This is a genomic window from Streptomyces sp. E11-3 (assembly GCF_046540415.1).
GTDB lineage: Bacteria > Actinomycetota > Actinomycetes > Streptomycetales > Streptomycetaceae > Streptomyces.
The window spans coordinates 1-920 of the sequence record NZ_JAZGRL010000210.1 but is presented as its reverse complement, the minus strand read 5'-3'; the positions used below and the strand labels follow the sequence as shown (position 1 = coordinate 920).

Annotated in this window: 1 protein-coding gene; it reads left to right on the top strand. The window is 72.7% G+C overall.

From position 1 onward, the window contains the following. Positions 1 to 43 precede the first annotated feature (43 nt). Complete coding sequence (locus U9R90_RS36460) at positions 44 to 844, top strand: potassium channel family protein (RefSeq protein WP_411061795.1); 801 nt, start codon at positions 44 to 46, stop codon at positions 842 to 844. Positions 845 to 920 lie beyond the last annotated feature (76 nt).

Sequence of the window (920 nt, the reverse complement as noted above, 5' to 3'; positions counted from 1 at the left end):
GCCCGTGGGCACCGCCGCCCCCGGCGTTACCTACCATGCCCTCATGACCGAGCAGCCCACCGCACTGGCCCGCTGGGAGCGGCACACCCAGGGCCCGCTCCTGGTGCTGGCCGTTCTCTTCGCCGTCGCCTACGCCCTGCCGATCGTGCGGCCGGACGCGCCCGATCCGGTACTGACCGCATGCCACGTCGTGAACTGGGCGGTGTGGGGCCTGTTCGCCCTCGACTACGTGGTCCGGCTCTGGCTCTCGCCGAGCCGGACCCGGTTCATCCGCGGCAACCCGCTGGCGCTGCTGGCGGTGGTGCTCCCCCTGATCCAGCCGTTGCGGCTGCTCAGGCTGGTGTCCCTGCTGCTGCTCGTGGGGCAGCGGGCCCGGATGGCCACCCAGGTCAAGGTCACGACGTATGTCGCGGGCTCCTGTGCGGGGCTGCTGGTCTTCGGCGCGCTGGCCGTCCTCGAGGTGGAGCGGGGGCGTCCGGGCGCCTCCATCCACACGCTCGGGGACGCGATCTGGTGGGCCTTCACCACGATGACCACCGTGGGGTACGGGGACATGGCACCCACGACCGGGGCGGGCCGGGCCCTCGCGATCGGGCTGATGCTGTCCGGGATCGCGCTGCTCGGTGTGGTCACCGCGAACATCGCGGCGTGGTTCATCTCTCGCTTCGAGAAGGACGACGCGGAGGAGCGGCGGCAGACGGAGGCGATCGAGGCGCTGACGCGGGAGGTCCGGTCGCTGCGGGACCAGGTCGCGGCGCTGTCTGATGGCGCCGCGTCGATCCCGGGACCGTCGGGCCCCGCACCGGCGGAGGCGATGCCGACCCTGCACGACGGTGCGGGCTAGGGGCGGGTGCGGGTCAGAGACAGTCCCCCACCCCGCCCCTTCCCGAAAGGCCTCGCCGGCCGGGCTCAAAGATGTC